Below are 13,142 nucleotides of genomic sequence, written 5' to 3' on the forward strand. Positions count from 1 at the left end.
AAGTAAAAAAAATTCCTTTCCCATAATTTTCGGGAAAGGAATTTTTTTACTCAGTATTCAAGTCCATAGAAGGTGGAATAATAAAGTTTACAGACGACAGACATAAGTATGGAGTGATGTTCTTGGCAGCCTTTCTAGATAGTTCAATATGGTTCCCTGTCCTATTTTCTAATCTGGTACTTTTGCCACTTATCTTAGGGGTGATAATATTTTTTTTTGCTAAACCTGCCTTTCGTTATTACCTAAATGAAATAGGGGATTATATTATTCAAAGACTTCTATCTGACAAATACTCCCAAAATATTGCGGAGATCATCACTTCATTAAAAAGAATGTCAGTTTTAAACATGATTGAGTTAAACTTGAGGGCTCAAGATGGAAAAACTCTAAAACGACCGTTAGGATCTCCCAAACATTTCCCTGGTTATGATTTGCTTATGTTTTCTTCCTCGATTATGTCGAAATTCTCTCTTCCAGAAAGTGCCAGCATCGAGATGCGAGTGAGCATTGGACCGAAGTCCATAAAACCGCTTAGTATCAGTATTCCTTTGATGATAAGCGGGATGGCCTATGGTTTAGCCCTCAGTGAACAAGAAAAAATAGCCCTGGCGAAAGCGGCTAAAACTATGGAAACAGCTACTTGTTCAGGGGAAGGACCATTTCTTCCTGAGGAACGGCAAGAGGCAGGTAAATACATTTTGCAAATTTCACGCTGGCCTTGGGGAGGGAGAACCGATGAACAAATAGCTTTGGCGGACATGTTAGAAGTTCAGATGGGGCAAGGCGCGGAAATAGGGACCTATAAGGTGGAAGCAATGGAAGGGAAAGCACAAATGCTGGCAGGCTTGGTCCCAGGTCAATCAGTAGTTTCTCTTCCAGCACCTCCGGGTGTTAATAGTCCTCAGGATTGGTCTATTTTTATGTCGACATTGCGCCAAAAAGCCAAAGGGATACCTATAGCTTTAAAACTAATGCCCACAGGACATTTAGAGGAAGATTTGGCAATCGCTTTAGATTTAGGATTCGATGCCATTGTGCTTGATGGAGCTCAAGGTGGATCCTATGGGTCAACCCCCATTAAACAGGATGATTTCGGCATACCTACTATAAATGCTTTGGTGCGTGCTAATCGATTCTTTAAAGAGCGAGGAGTGCGAGAACAAATTAGTATAATCTCTGCGGGGGGATATTTTACTCCGGGTGAGTGTCTTAAGGCCTTGGCTTTGGGCGCGGATGCCATTTATCTTGGTTCAATTGTCCTAATGGCCTCGTCCAGTGATCAAGCAGATAAGGTAACTCCTTTCGAACCGCCAACTACGATGGTATTCTATGATTCACCTACTAACTCAAAGGATCTTTGTGTTAATCAGGCGGCAATAAGTGTTGTCAATTTGCTAACGTCTATTGTTGCGGAAATGAAAGAGGGCATGCGCGCTCTAGGGAAAACTTCTTTGAAAGAACTTTCCCCCGATGATTTGGTTGCTCTAGATTCTTATACTGCTGAAGTTACTGGAGTTAGACGGATTTATTAAAAATTCTTGAACCAACTCAATAACACAGACCTTTACCTTAGTTCGGGAAAGGTCTGTTAGGTACTTAGGACCTCCATCTTCATCCATATTTCAGGACATTAGAGATCCATGAGCAGCATGTTTGAAATTTATAGGTCTAACTTTAAGTCGAAGTCCTTTGGAGAGGTCACATCAATTCTTAACTCTCGGAGATAACTTCCGTCACCACGCTTTTCCATTACATTATAGGAGATCCCGATTTCTATATCCAACTTAGTTAGATCTTTGATCTTTTCAACATGAAATTCTAGAAATTGATAGTTTTCATTCATTACATAATTTGTGTTATGGAGCTTTTTAAAGACTTTGAGGACTTTAGGAATGTCTGCACCAAATACCTTGGCAGACTTATAAAAATAATCCCTAATAGAAAAATACAGCGTCTTAGACACCCGTTGATCGTGATTTTGCTGATATATTTGTGCTGTATGTTTGTTTTCTAAGGAACAATATTGCGCACCGAGGGTTAGTTTCTGATCGAGGATGAACTCAAGAAGTTGTAGACATTCAAGTTCGCTGCGTGAGATTGGAAGCCCACCGGCATACCAATAGTCATAGAGAACCCGATAGGGAGGATTTTTGACTTTAAACTCGTTTTTCTTAAAAATTTCAGCATTATTAAAGGGGAAACAAAATTCTAAAAGGTTAATACCAAAAATCCCAATTGAGTCCAGCTTTAAAAGTAAATCCTTCATAGTATCAAAGGTTCCAGGAATGACGGGCATTTCGACCATAACATTTGGGATATAGTCTTTGGCTAAGGCTATGGTTTGAAAGATGTCCTGTTGTAAAATTTGAGGGTCATCGACTTTGATACTAAAACGAATCTCGTCAAGGTGAGTTTCTTGAAGTTCTTTCAGAACATCTTCATCAGCTAAATCCCCAGATGTATATAAACGAGTATAAACACGTGGAAATTTAGCTTTAGCATGTTGAAAGAAATCGACGGTTTCAGCCTTATGAAGCAATGGCTCACCGCCGGTTAATCCGAGGTGGACTAGCTTACCTCCATTATGATGCAGGGTGTCCAGTTCTTGGCGGTAGTTTCTCTTTTGCTTGGAAAACTGCTCGTAGTTGTCCTGGTTTTTGTTAAAACAAAAGTAACAATCACGGTGACATATCAGAGAAATAAATAAGGAAACGCTGCCAACCCCTTTTTGACAGGCGACGCAGGCAGGAGATATCTGGTTAACGTAGATGCTTTTGCCCTCATTTCTAAAGAGCGCACCTTTCGTCTGGAGACGCTGGAGGATTGTCGATGTTTCCTCAGAGATATCTTTATCAAAGACAAGCCCCGTCTGATTAACCCATTCATTAAAGCTATCTGCGATTTTTAAATAAATTTGCCCATACTCTTGGAGTGAAGGATTCTTTACGGTTGCCAGTCGTTCCCGAGACAAATTCATAAGCATTCCATAGACCCCTCTCTTATTAGCGTTTAGCTAATTAATTTGCGGACTCAAGAATATAGTTGTTCGCTTCCGATAGCATATATACCTTTTTATTGGGATACAAGAATCAAGACTGATCTTTGGTGCTTAAGACAAAGGATTATTTCATAACTTTGGGCAGGGTGCTTCAAGGCTCATTGTTACCTTCAAATTGATGACTGTCCACTTCGACAAAAATATTGTTACTTTGATTTTTGCTTGTTTGTCCTGGTGTTGCGGTATATCCCAGGCTCTGTTTAATCTGGGATAATTCGGCCATTAATAACATGAAATCTTCCCTTGTTACAGGCTTTTTATTATCTTTAAGCTCATATCCCAGCTGACCACTCACTTCAATCGTTGCATATTGAACATCTTCAATAGAAGATATTCCAGCCTGTCTTAAACGCGTTTCAAGTTTATCAATGGTTAATCTGATTTTTTTTAGATTTTTTATAATTGGTTTACCATTCTCGATAACCATGACTGCTTTACCCGAAAAAATGGTTTCCAAAATGTCTGACTTAAGCGAAAGATATTCAGTAAATATCATAAATAATGTTAGTAAAGAAGCTACTGCAAAAGTAATGAGCAAACCTTTTCCGGATACAGGTTGAATTAGCAGTGATCCTAAGCCTATCATCACAATAGTTTGAGATATTGTCATTTGCGATATAGATTTTCTCCCGCCAATTCTTAAGATGAAGGTCCCAACGAAAAATATAAGAACAGCTTGCCAAATCCAACTTAATTCCATACTTTTAGCTCCTTTAAAACTGTTGACCGTACCCCTATGGTTAGATAGATTCCCCTAAATCAAGGGAATCTATTACTAAAGAAGAAACAGTGCACCTAAATAACTTTGGTGTCCATATAAATTAGTTCGAACTAAAATATAAAAAATTGGATATCAATCTAAAGAAATGAAAAAAATAGTTATATATTTGAAAAGGGATATAGCTAATCTAAATAAAGGAGCAGCAAAATGAATGTCATCGAAATTAATAATTTAACCAAGAATTACGGTAAGGAACGAGGAATTATTGATGTTAGTTTTAATGTTGAAGAAAAAGAGATCTTTGGCTTTATTGGGCCAAATGGTGCAGGAAAGTCAACGACCCTTCGTACATTATTAGCCCTGATTTATCCCACTAGTGGAAGCGCTAAGATATTTGGGAAGGACTGTATAAAGTATGGACCGGAGATTAAAAAGGAAATAGGATACCTGCCATCGGAGGTTTTCTACTATGACAAAATGAAAGTCATCGATCTTTTAAAATACTCCGCCAGTTTCTACAAAAAAGATTGCAGTAAAAGAATAAGTGAGTTGGCCGATGCCATGGACCTAAATCTCAACAAAAAGATTGATGACTTGTCCTTCGGCAATAAAAAGAAAGTCGGAATTGTCCAAGGGCTTCTTCATGAGCCAAAACTAATTATCCTCGATGAACCTACCAGTGGCTTAGATCCATTAATGCAACAAAAATTCTTTGAATTATTACAGGAGGAGAATAAAAAGGGCGCTACAATCCTTTTCTCATCTCATATTTTAGGTGAAGTTCAGCGAATGTGTAATCGTGTTGCAATTATTAAAGAAGGTAGAATCATACAGCTTGAAAAGATCAGCGCCTTACAAGAAAACAACTATAAAAAGATCAGAGTTCAAACAACTGTAAAGCTAGATGAGAATTACTTTAATATTGACGGTGTAAGCAATTTAGTGGTAAGTCAAAATATGATCAGCTTTTTATTCAAAGGAAATATCAATACGATCATGAAAAAGATCTCAGAGATTGAGATCATTAATGTCTGGGTTGAAGAGCCCGATCTTGAAGAAATCTTTCTTCACTTCTATGAAAAAGGGGCCTAAATGGGATGAATATGTTTCTGCATGAATTAAAGGCTTATAGGAAATCTACAATTACTTGGACGCTCACCTTAGTCGGGTTGATTATTCTTTTCCTTTCAATGTTTCCCGCAATTTCTCAGGAAGCGGAAGCGTTCAAAAAGTTAATGGAAGGCTTTCCGGAGGAAATAAGATTGGCCTTAGGGCTGTCTGTGGAAAATATAGGTTCAATATTAGGGTTTTATTCTTATGTTTTCTTGTATATTTCTCTTTTTGGTGCAATTCAGGCAATGATTTTAGGAGTGTCAATCCTATCTAAAGAAGTACGTGAGAAAACTGCCGATTTCCTTTTGACGAAGCCTGTTACACGTACACAAATTGTAACATCCAAGCTTTTGGCTGCCTTCACCTCCTTGCTTATCACAAATGTATTTTACTTAGGAGCCGCAACAATGATGGCCTCTCTGGTAGAAACCAAAGAGTACAGCACAAAAGTACTCTTGCTGCTTTCTCTGACTCTGTTTTTTTTGCAACTGTTTTTCCTAGCCATGGGTATTCTCATTTCTTTAGCAGTTCCCAAGATCAAATCAGTTCTTTCCATCTCTTTGGGTACTGTATTCGCTTTCTTTATCATTGGAGCATTGGTATCAACAACGGGCGATGAAGCTTTACGTTATCTTACTCCTTTTAAATATTTTGATTTCGCCTATATCATGCAAAATTCCAGTTATGAGTCTTCCTTTATGATGGTAGCTATAGCCTTTATCGTAATTGCTATTACAGCCAGTTATTTGATTTATTCTAAAAGAGATATCCACGCAGTTTAGAGAAAATGGATACACCTGCTGAGATAATAGTGGCTTTCTGATGTGTGAGATTTCATCTTTATAGGGGGGAAGCGTTATGAATGTCTTCAAAAGAGAAATGAGGGCTAATAGAAAAGCCCTTATTATATGGAGTATTGGTGTAATCTTAATGATTGCAAGCAGTATGGGCAAATATGCAGGCTTATCCGCCTCGGGTCAATCTATCAATGACTTACTGGCAGAAATGCCACAATCCTTAAAGGCTGTAATGGGGATGGGGACCTTCGATTTAACAATGGCTATTGGTTATTTCGGAGTACTTTTTATTTACTTGGCGATGATGGCCACGATTCATTCTGCTATGTTGGGAGCTAATATAATTTCCAAGGAAGAACGAGATAAAACAGCAGAATTTTTATTTTCGAAACCTATTTCCAGAAATAGAATTATTAGCTCGAAACTATTAGCGTCCTTTGTCAATATATTAATCCTTAATCTTGTAACCTTTGTTTCCTCAATTCTTATGGTGCAAAAATATAGCAAAGGGGAAGCGGTCCTTGGGGACATAACCAGACTAATATTAGGAATGTTTATCTTACAGCTAATATTTCTGTTTATAGGGACCGTCATTGCAGCTGTCTGTAAGCATCCAAAGACTGCGCCAACCCTCGCTGCCGGAATACTTTTAATCACTTTTATGTTGTCTATTGGAATAGATCTGAATAATAGGTTAGAAAAACTAAAATACCTTACACCATTTAAATATTTTGACGCGAAAAACTTGATATCCTCTCAAGGCTTTGAACCTGTTTATATGATTTTGTCTGTTCTACTTATTGCAGTATTGTTGAGTGCCACATATGTATTTTATAAACATAGGGATTTAAATGTCTGATTCCTACCAAAATCAGTTAAGCCTGATTTTGGCGTTTTTTTGATGGATATTCGAGAACTTGTTATAGTTTGGTTATTGTATCAATAAACATATGTCTTTAGGATGAAGGGGAGAGAGCTGTTGAGTGAGTTGGAAAATATTTTTGTCAAGTGGAAGACGTCCATGATATAATGATTTAGGTATTTGCGAAAATTTAGATCGTTAATGAGAGGGCGAATTTGACCGTTTAATATCACAAGCTAATCGCTTAACCTACCTTACAAGGTCGGTTTTTGTGTTTTATGAGATTGTAAAGATACATGCGTCATCTTTATCTGTGATAAAGTGTGCCAGATGATGTAGGTTATGAACTGGTTAAAGTATTGTGGGAAAACATTGACAGTATTAAGAGTACCAATAAAGTAGTTAAAGACATGAGCATAGATAATGCAGCGAAGGACAATGCGGGTATACCTTTGCATCCCGGTGCTGAGAAATACTATAAAGAAAAAGGTGTTCTGTAGAAGTTGATAATGATGAAGCCTCCAAACCTGCATGGTGAGGAGGCTTCATAGAAGAAAGGAACAATCTTTTAGTGAGCGCATTAGTTACTGTAAAACACGGTTTTGAGCCGCATATTATGGCCTATGAGGCCATAGGAAGTGTGTTTGTAGATGATGCAAAGGGTAAAAAGATTCTGATTAAGCCTAACGCAGGGCGTAAAGGAACAGCAAAATCAGCCCTTTGTACCAATCCGGAAATTATTCGGGGACTGATTAGATTTTTTAAAGCTAGAAAAGCTGGGAAAATCTTTGTAGGAGACGGCGCCTTAACAGGTATTAACGTCTGGGAAGCCATGGAGACAGCTGGCATTACAGCGGTATGTCAGGAAGAAGGGGCTATATTGGTCAATTTAGATGACTGTGCCCCCATTGATAAAGAGATTCCTAATGGGACGATGGTAAATAAGCTGAGATTTTGCTCGTTGGTATTTGAAGCGGATATTGTCGTTTCCGTACCTGTTATCAAAACCCATATGTACACAGGTGTCACCTTAAGTATTAAGAATATGAAGGGATGCCTTTTAAAAAGAGAAAAGATGATACTGCATCGCATCGATAAACCCTGCCCCGATGATTCTAAAGGGCGTTGCCTGGATTGGGGTATTGCCGACATGGCCTCTGTCCTGTTGCCGGACTATTCCGTCATGGATGGGACCATTTGTATGGAGGGTTTTGGACCGAGCGCGGGTACACAGATAAATTTGGATCTCGTTGTAGCAAGTAAAGATCCCACTGCAGCTGATTATGTCGGTGTGATGCTGATGGGGATGCCCTACAATTCTATATCCCATATAAATTTAGTTCAAGAGCGTTGCGGGACTGCCGGTATTGATGACATTGAGGTTGAGCCGGCAGACTATATGAAGTATAGCAAAAAATTTGTCCCCTCAGATTTATCCACGTTGCCAAACATTTACCCGAATATTGGTTTACTTGAAAAAGGCACCTGCAGTGCGTGCAGTGCAGGTGCGATGATGTTTCTTAAAGCACATGGGCATAAATTCGATAAAGAATTTAAGTTCACCATTGCAACAGGCAGGGACCTCACCCCTGAAGATTCGGCCCGAGAGGACGTATATCTTATTGGAAATTGTACGGCAGGCAGCGCTCGCGGCAAAAAATATTGCAAGGGTTGTCCGCCGATAGGTTCATCAATGTTGGCCTTTATTAACGGGGAGGAACAAGAGGAAGAAGATTAATAGTCGAGATCCAAATAATGAATGAAAAACTGTCAGAACGGTTAATACAATAAATTTATCGTCTGTCAGTTTTACTCTACTGCTTATTAAAGCAGAATAATACAATTTGTTATTTTTAGATATCCATTTTGACGCGGAGGTTTATAGAGTGAAGAATAAAAAATCCAGTTGTTTTGAAATATTATCACCTAATATCCCAAATGAGTTAGATATCCTATCACTCGATAAAACGATCCAATCAGAGGATTCTTTTACACAAGGGATTATTAGTAATTGTTCAATTGAAAATCAAATTGCTGATCATGTATCCTTTAAACAAATGACTTTTAAAAATGTTAATTTTATAGATGTGTCATTTAGGTACCTTGATTTAACAGATGTTAGATTTGAAAACTGTGATTTGTCAAATATGGATCTAAGCGAGTCTGTCCTACATAAAGTAGAGATGGTTAATTGTAAGATGGTCGGAACGAATATGACCGAATCTGCTCTGCGGAATGTACTGTTTGATAATTGTAATGGAAGTTATGGTTTATTTCGGTTTTTGGATTGTAAACAAGTTAATTTCAGAAAGAGCACGTTGTGCAATGCTGATTTCTACAAAGCTAAGTTTTTAAAAGTGGGGTTTAACGAATCTAATTTACAGCAAACGGGCATGTCCGGAGCGAAGCTAAAAGGAATTGATTTAAGTAGTTGTAAAATAGATGGATTAGGGGTAACCGTCGAGGACCTAGAGGGATGTATAGTTTCCGCTGAGCAAGTACTATCTTTCTCGAATCTTTTAGGGCTGAAAATTAAGAGCTAATTAACGATTACCGCGAAACGTTTTTTATTTCTTACTATTGAAATGGGGTTTTAGTTTTATATGGACAAGATTATCAAATATATTCCAGATGGAGTATGTTCAAAAAGAATAAGCTTTTCAATTAATGATGGCAAACTTAATAATGTAAAGTTTGTTCAGGGATGTCCTGGAAATGCACAGGGAATAGCCAAACTCGTGGAGGGAATGGATGCAACAGATGTCGCGAAAAGATTAAAAGGGATTAAGTGTCAGAATGGAACATCATGTCCGGACCAACTGGCAATTGCAATAGAAAGTTCTTTAAAATAATAGACTGCTCTGGATTATCCCACGATCTTAGAAGGATATTAAGGAAAGATGTGGAAGGGTTAAGGAACAGTTTCATCTTGGCCTTGTTTAAATCAATTTTTGAGGATGGTTTTCTTGGAGTTTGTAGCTGAACTAAAACAGTTTTCGGTTTTACAAAGTGATCAAATAATATCATTTAGAAATTATATTCACAAAAAATATCCTGCAGCCAGTATACAGCAACGATCTATAATACTAGCGGATACAATTGATAAAGTGATTGATAAGTATATACAAGACTTCAATAAAGGAATCAGAGATCAGGTGAAATATGAAGTTCTTCAACGGGCTGTATTAACTGGCAATTACAATATTAATGGTTCAGATATATTTCGTGCATGTCTATTTATAAAAGACACAGGGGAGAATTTTAATGCTTCACTCACTAATTGGCTGAATAAAAATTGTTGCAATCCAATCGAAGGAAAACATATTGACCTTTTACTAACAAAGGTTGCTAATTCTTATAATGAGTACTTAGATTATGAATTAGAACATATAATCGGTAAATCAATCTTCAAGCTGGAAGATGATTGTATTAATTCAACCATTGTGATAGATACCTCCTATTTTAGGGGTTCTATTGTTGAGAGAGTTCGTACAACGTATGAATATTTAAAAGGAAGGGCAATTGGAGAGTATATTCCTTATCAAGTTTTAGTTACCACTTTAATGTTGATTGCGCTCTTGAACTCAAGTCAATTTGTTCAGAGGCAGGATAATATCGGTAACGGAATTAACCCTCAAATGAGATTTGCTGGGCTGCCAAATTTTGAGGCTTTCCCTGCTCAAGTGAATACTCTTCAACATAAAAGTGTTGATGAGCAACTAACATATGCACTGCAATACAGGCAAGTTGATGATAAGAGTTTAATCGAGTTCTTATCCAGAAAGGGGTCCTTGCTTTGCGAGGAACCGTATTTTTCTTCAATAATCCAAGCATCCCATGAATATGATATTAATCCATTACTGTTATTTGCTATTACAGGTCAGGAGCAAGCTTACGTTCCTAAAGGTGTTAAAAATGCTAAAATGATCGCAAATAACCCATTTAATGTCTATGGCAGTTGGCAAGTTTACAATACTGATATACTGGATTCGGCCCGAACTGCAGCAAATTTAGTAGCAACTCTTTGCAAAAATAGACCACCGTCGATAGACCCAATTGTTTGGATAAATACAAAATACGCTGAGGATAAGACGTGGCACGTTGGAGTTGCAAAACTATTGAAAGAGCTAAATAAAGAGGTAATAGTTGAGAGACCCGTTTTAGGTAGGGATACAATCAAAGCCGATTATTAGTTTACTCATAGGAAAACGCTAGAAATAGCGTCTTTTTATTTGTACGCAGGTTGTGTGGACCGGCTTTATACTGAGCAGGCTCTAAATAAGCTTGAGTATCTAAGGCCTTTTTGTATTATTACAGCCTGGATTAGAACAGTGAGTACCTCTGAAATTCCGAGTAGTGTGATTTAGCTTTTCTGTACGGATAAACTCCTGCATGGCATAAATTGAATCGTTACTGATGACATGTTCAATTGCACAAGCGTCTCTGTTTGCAATAACGGCGTCGACTCTTAGAATCTTTGTAAAAAACTCCTGGATAACTCGATGCTTTTTTGATGTGAACTCGGCATGCTCACGTCCGGAAGGAGTAAGAAATATTTCTTTATATTTTTCATTTGTGATCAATCCCTTTTCTGAAAGGGTTGACATGGCACTGTTGGCGCTTGCCTTCGTTACACTTAACCGTTCAGCAATATCGGATATTCTTGCTCCATTTCCGTCGCTGGACAGCTCATATATCGCTTCTAAATAGTTTTCCATGGTAAATGTCAACTTTTCCAATAAACATTCTCCTTTAACTTAACAATAATATGAATTTTGTTATATCAACTTCAAGTTGCGATACCTCATCAGCAGTTAGGGGAATCTAACTATATAGAATTGATACAATATCCTAGAAAATGATTATAAAATCAATATTTATGTAAAATTAGTTTTACAGTTCCTATTATGTTGCATCGGCTTGAGCAATATAAGAAAAAATGGATATTGTTAATTCACTGTAAGATTTGATGTAATCGGAAGAAAGCTCAATGCATATGAAAGTGGTGAATATCTGGTGTGTGTCTGTGTACATGTACTAGTGCTTTATGGGTGTGGCGGTGGCTGTGATCTCTTTTTACAGGCTCATCATGTTCGTGGTTATGATGCCAGTCTTTATGGTAGTGTGTCGGTGCTCATGAGTAACTGAAGTGTGCTCATGTAAATGTTTATGCTGTTCACAGGAAGCGAAATAGGTCCCGGCAATCATGATGAATATTCCCCATGGATAATTACAGTATAGCGTTAATGATTATTAATTTCAATTTTCAGTTCAACCGTGCATAGACAGTGTTATTTAGGGCCATTGAGGAGCGTTTACAAGAAGCCCAGAATTGCCGGCCAAGCCAGACTTGGCCGGCAGTTTGCTTGTTGCTGAGGTTAGGTCAGTGTCGGGATAAAGGCTGTTCTTAAGCCTGAGGCGGGTCGAATAGGTCATCGGTAACAGTTCCGATGACCTTAACGTCCCGTAGGCCTGTGAGAGCGCCGCTGGTCGTCATGAAAATATTGCTGGAGACAATGGTATTCATAACGGCCAGGACCTCAGCTTGATTCAGGTCTTCCCGGGGATTGGGAATTGTTATTGTAAACGTCTTTCCTCCCTCGGTGGCAAAACTTAACCTGACCACTTTGGTATTGGTTGTAGCCACAAACTCACCTCCTTTTCTTTGGATTTTCATAAACGTTTACTCCTCTATCAGCCTGAAATTTTTTCTTAACTGCACGTCCAGCAATGGCTGCTGTGACAGGCTGAATAAGGCCTGAGCCACATCGAAAAGGGCTTCTTCGGAGGCATCCGCCCGTACATAGCTCAGGCTTTTTTGCCTGGTCACCGGGCTTCCGGTGGGAGTAGATCCGTTTTGGTAAATTGCTATCAGTGCCGAATTCAAAGCTTCAGCGATGATTGACATTTGCTTGCTCCTTTCTAAGCTTTTGACAAACCGGCTGTTCCGGCATGTCCCTATATACTATGAACTTGTATCACTGGAGGTTACCCCTGAAATATAATGAATGTCCCAACCAGCTGACGTTGCCTGCTTCGGACATGATCTTAGCCGGGATTGTCACCGGATTCCCAATTTTGGAAGGCGATTTGCCAGGTTCATAGCCAAGCCGTCACCATTCGAAACCCGCCTGCGTATGCTGTAATTAAAGCAATTAAAAAGGCGGGAATCAAAATGGATGAATCCAGCACGGAACGTACGCCCCTGGCCATCGCGGCTGAGATTAATAGGATCAAACAAGAGACTTGTAAAATTATGCTTACCAATGCCCTGGAGATCGGCAAGCGCCTGAAGGAGGCCAAGGATTTGCTCCCCCATGGAGAATGGGGAAAATGGCTGGTGGAATCGGTGAGCTATTCTCAGCGCAAAGCCAACAAGCTGATGCAGCTTTATAAAGAATATGGAGATAAACTATTCCCCGACGGCGCGGGGGAAGGCAGGTCAAATTCGCCGACGTGGGCGAATTTGACCTACAACCAGGCTCTTCTCCTGCTGGGAATTCCGGAAGATGAGCGGGAGGAATTTATCCTGGAGCAGGATGTTAATAATATAACCATCCGTGAGCTGAATCGGGCTCTTAAAGAACAGAA

At 38.8% G+C, this 13,142-nt stretch carries 15 protein-coding genes; 10 read left to right on the plus strand and 5 right to left on the minus strand.

Annotation, left to right across the window (positions count from 1 at the left end):
- Positions 1–116 precede the first annotated feature (116 nt).
- A complete protein-coding gene (locus BUB11_RS23255; protein ID WP_073032661.1) occupies positions 117–1,532 on the plus strand; it encodes an FMN-binding glutamate synthase family protein in 1,416 nt (471 codons plus the stop codon).
- Positions 1,533–1,660: 128 nt separating this feature from the next.
- Here BUB11_RS23255 and BUB11_RS23260 read toward each other — a convergent pair whose 3' ends face one another.
- Together BUB11_RS23260 and BUB11_RS23265 are read right to left on the minus strand one after the other, a co-directional pair.
- Positions 1,661–2,983, minus strand: a complete 1,323-nt coding sequence (locus tag BUB11_RS23260; protein ID WP_073032662.1) for a radical SAM protein — start codon at positions 2,981–2,983, stop codon at positions 1,661–1,663.
- Positions 2,984–3,149: 166 nt separating this feature from the next.
- Positions 3,150–3,758, minus strand: coding sequence for a DUF421 domain-containing protein (locus BUB11_RS23265; RefSeq protein WP_073032663.1), 609 nt, complete (start codon positions 3,756–3,758; stop codon positions 3,150–3,152).
- 228 nt (positions 3,759–3,986) lie between these two features.
- Between BUB11_RS23265 and BUB11_RS23270 the strand changes: the two genes are divergently transcribed.
- From BUB11_RS23270 to BUB11_RS23305, 8 genes are all read left to right on the plus strand, one after another.
- On the plus strand, positions 3,987–4,871 hold the full coding sequence (locus BUB11_RS23270; RefSeq protein WP_073032664.1) for an ABC transporter ATP-binding protein: 885 nt from the start codon (positions 3,987–3,989) through the stop codon (positions 4,869–4,871).
- Positions 4,872–4,876: 5 nt separating this feature from the next.
- Entirely contained in the window at positions 4,877–5,674 is a 798-nt protein-coding gene (locus BUB11_RS23275) for an ABC transporter permease subunit (protein ID WP_073032665.1), read from the plus strand.
- Positions 5,675–5,750: 76 nt separating this feature from the next.
- Positions 5,751–6,548 (plus strand): ABC transporter permease subunit, encoded by a 798-nt coding sequence (locus tag BUB11_RS23280; protein WP_073032666.1) that lies wholly within the window; start codon positions 5,751–5,753, stop codon positions 6,546–6,548.
- 326 nt (positions 6,549–6,874) lie between these two features.
- Positions 6,875–7,051, plus strand: a complete 177-nt coding sequence (locus BUB11_RS23285) for a TAXI family TRAP transporter solute-binding subunit (RefSeq protein WP_084110498.1) — start codon at positions 6,875–6,877, stop codon at positions 7,049–7,051.
- A 71-nt stretch (positions 7,052–7,122) separates the two neighbouring features.
- A complete protein-coding gene (locus tag BUB11_RS23290) occupies positions 7,123–8,289 on the plus strand; it encodes a DUF362 domain-containing protein (RefSeq protein WP_073032667.1) in 1,167 nt (388 codons plus the stop codon).
- Positions 8,290–8,437: 148 nt separating this feature from the next.
- Positions 8,438–9,094, plus strand: coding sequence for a pentapeptide repeat-containing protein (locus BUB11_RS23295; RefSeq protein WP_073032668.1), 657 nt, complete (start codon positions 8,438–8,440; stop codon positions 9,092–9,094).
- A gap of 60 nt (positions 9,095–9,154) precedes the next feature.
- A complete protein-coding gene (locus BUB11_RS23300; RefSeq protein ID WP_073032669.1) occupies positions 9,155–9,403 on the plus strand; it encodes a TIGR03905 family TSCPD domain-containing protein in 249 nt (82 codons plus the stop codon).
- A gap of 114 nt (positions 9,404–9,517) precedes the next feature.
- A complete protein-coding gene (locus BUB11_RS23305) occupies positions 9,518–10,744 on the plus strand; it encodes a hypothetical protein (protein ID WP_073032670.1) in 1,227 nt (408 codons plus the stop codon).
- A gap of 99 nt (positions 10,745–10,843) precedes the next feature.
- On the opposite strand, the gene BUB11_RS23310 is transcribed toward BUB11_RS23305, so the two are convergent.
- From BUB11_RS23310 to BUB11_RS23320, 3 genes are all read right to left on the minus strand, one after another.
- A complete protein-coding gene (locus tag BUB11_RS23310; protein WP_073032671.1) occupies positions 10,844–11,290 on the minus strand; it encodes a metal-dependent transcriptional regulator in 447 nt (148 codons plus the stop codon).
- 668 nt (positions 11,291–11,958) lie between these two features.
- Positions 11,959–12,228 (minus strand): DUF2922 domain-containing protein, encoded by a 270-nt coding sequence (locus tag BUB11_RS23315; protein ID WP_242947712.1) that lies wholly within the window; start codon positions 12,226–12,228, stop codon positions 11,959–11,961.
- A gap of 6 nt (positions 12,229–12,234) precedes the next feature.
- A complete protein-coding gene (locus tag BUB11_RS23320; RefSeq protein ID WP_073032673.1) occupies positions 12,235–12,459 on the minus strand; it encodes a DUF1659 domain-containing protein in 225 nt (74 codons plus the stop codon).
- Between the two features lie 267 nt (positions 12,460–12,726).
- Here BUB11_RS23320 and BUB11_RS23325 point away from each other — a divergent pair.
- Positions 12,727–13,142 (plus strand): DUF3102 domain-containing protein (locus BUB11_RS23325; protein ID WP_143187703.1); only part of this gene is annotated, 416 nt, incomplete at its 3' end.

This window comes from Desulfosporosinus lacus DSM 15449 (assembly GCF_900129935.1).
In the GTDB taxonomy this organism is placed as follows: domain Bacteria; phylum Bacillota; class Desulfitobacteriia; order Desulfitobacteriales; family Desulfitobacteriaceae; genus Desulfosporosinus; species Desulfosporosinus lacus.

Coding starts and splice junctions, on each gene's coding strand:
- BUB11_RS23255 (WP_073032661.1), top strand. CDS start 117: ATGTTCTTGGCAGCCTTTCTAGATAGTTCAATATGGTTCCCTGTCCTA.
- BUB11_RS23260 (WP_073032662.1), bottom strand. CDS start 2,983: ATGCTTATGAATTTGTCTCGGGAACGACTGGCAACCGTAAAGAATCCT.
- BUB11_RS23265 (WP_073032663.1), bottom strand. CDS start 3,758: ATGGAATTAAGTTGGATTTGGCAAGCTGTTCTTATATTTTTCGTTGGG.
- BUB11_RS23270 (WP_073032664.1), top strand. CDS start 3,987: ATGAATGTCATCGAAATTAATAATTTAACCAAGAATTACGGTAAGGAA.
- BUB11_RS23275 (WP_073032665.1), top strand. CDS start 4,877: ATGAATATGTTTCTGCATGAATTAAAGGCTTATAGGAAATCTACAATT.
- BUB11_RS23280 (WP_073032666.1), top strand. CDS start 5,751: ATGAATGTCTTCAAAAGAGAAATGAGGGCTAATAGAAAAGCCCTTATT.
- BUB11_RS23300 (WP_073032669.1), top strand. CDS start 9,155: ATGGACAAGATTATCAAATATATTCCAGATGGAGTATGTTCAAAAAGA.
- BUB11_RS23315 (WP_242947712.1), bottom strand. CDS start 12,228: ATGAAAATCCAAAGAAAAGGAGGTGAGTTTGTGGCTACAACCAATACC.
- BUB11_RS23320 (WP_073032673.1), bottom strand. CDS start 12,459: ATGTCAATCATCGCTGAAGCTTTGAATTCGGCACTGATAGCAATTTAC.